The sequence below is a fragment of the Mesorhizobium sp. M2A.F.Ca.ET.037.01.1.1 genome (genome assembly GCF_003998075.1).
Taxonomy (GTDB): Bacteria; Pseudomonadota; Alphaproteobacteria; order Rhizobiales; family Rhizobiaceae; genus Mesorhizobium.
On record NZ_RZSA01001218.1, the window covers coordinates 1 to 1,727 of the forward strand.

The 1,727-nt window shown below is 66.1% G+C and carries 2 protein-coding genes; both read left to right on the top strand.

What is annotated here, in order from left to right; translation table 11 throughout:
- Positions 1-182 precede the first annotated feature (182 nt).
- Positions 183-785: an ANTAR domain-containing response regulator gene (locus EOA27_RS35285; RefSeq protein WP_042638220.1), complete on the top strand. Its 603-nt coding sequence runs from the start codon at positions 183-185 to the stop codon at positions 783-785.
- Positions 782-1,727, top strand: a 946-nt coding sequence (locus tag EOA27_RS35290; protein ID WP_127258596.1) for a CmpA/NrtA family ABC transporter substrate-binding protein, incomplete at its 3' end; no start/stop codon positions are given. The genes EOA27_RS35285 and EOA27_RS35290, both read left to right, overlap by 4 nt.

Genomic DNA, 1,727 nt, shown 5'->3' on the forward strand with positions numbered 1-1,727 from the left:
GTACCGGGACGCCTGCCGTGTGAATATCTTCGCGCACGATGAACATCTATAGTGTTCCCGCCCTTCACCGGCAACGCAGGCCGGGACGCGAAAGCGTCGCAGCCCGTGCCTCGAGGATCGGATGGAAACCAATCCGTCGATCGCCGCATTGCACAATTGCGGGCCGCCTGCACAATAGGCGCATGTCCACCGGTTCGTTGACCATCCTTGTTATCGACGAGAACCGCATCCGCGCCTCGATCATCGAGGCCGGGTTGCGGGACGCAGGCCATCGCCATGTCACGGTGATCCATGACGTGGCCGGCATTGCCCGGCGCATCGCCGAGATCGAGCCGGACGTCATCGTCATCGATCTGGAAAATCCCAACCGCGACATGCTGGAGAACATGTTCCAGCTGTCGCGCGCGGTGAAGCGGCCGATCGCCATGTTCGTCGACCGCTCCGACCAGGCCTCGATCGAGGCCGCAGTCGATGCGGGCGTGTCCGCCTATGTCGTCGACGGGCTGAAGAAGGAACGCATCAAGCCGATCCTCGACATGGCGATCAGCCGCTTCAACGCCTTCTCGCGCATGGCGCGCGAATTGGAGGAGGCGCGCAGCGAGCTGGAGAACCGCAAGGTCATCGACCGGGCCAAGGGCATATTGATGAAGTCGCGGGGCTTGAGCGAGGAGGCTGCCTACACGCTTCTGCGCAAGACCGCCATGAACCAGAACCGCAAGATCGCCGAGATCGCCCAGAGTCTGGTGACCGCGGCGGGATTGCTGGGACCGCTGGAGGGCGAATGAGCATGGCGCACGAAATCACCGCCGGCTTCATGCCGCTCTTCGACAGCGCCGTTCTGGTCGTGGCCGGCGAGATAGGCTTTGCCGCCCGCGAGGGCATCGAGCTCAAGCTGCAGCGTGAGACCTCCTGGGCCAACATCCGCGACCGCATCGCCATCGGCCATTTCGACGTCGCCCATATGCTGGGGCCGATGCCGCTCGCCTGCAGCCTCGGCCTCACGCCGCTTGCCTCGGAGACCATCGTGCCCTTCTCGCTCGGGCTCGGCGGCAACTGCATCACCGTGTCCAACGCGGTTTGGGACGGCATGGCGACGCAAGGTGCCGCGCCCGACCTCGATCCGGCGCGCGCGGGGTCGGCGCTTGGCGCTCTGATCCGCGAGCGGGCGGGTGCCGGCCGCGAGCCGCTGCGCTTCGCCGTCGTGCATCCGCATTCCGGGCATAATTACGAGCTGCGCTACTGGCTGGCCGCCTGCGGCATCGATCCCGACCGCGACATCGAGATCGTCATCGTGCCGCCGCCCTTCATGGCCGATGCGCTGGCTGCCGGCCGCATCGACGGCTATTGCGTCGGCGAGCCTTGGAACAGCGCCGCTGTCGCGGCCGGAACCGGCCGCATCGTCACCGTCAAGGCGCTGCTCTGGCGTAACAGTCCGGAAAAGGTGATCGGCGCGCGTAAGGTGTGGGCCGAGGAGAACCCGGAGGCGCTTGCAGCACTTCTCAGGGCGTTGCATCACGCCGCCCGCTGGTGCCAGGACCCGGCGAACCGCGGCGAACTGGCTGCGCTGATGGCGAAGCCGGCCTTCCTTGGGCAGCCGGAGGCAATCCAGATGCCGGCGCTCACTGGACGCCTTCAACTTGGCGGCGGCGTGGAGCGGCGCGTCGAGGATTTCTTCCTGCCCTTCGACAAGGCGGCGAACTTCCCCTGGAAAAGCCATGCGCTGTGGT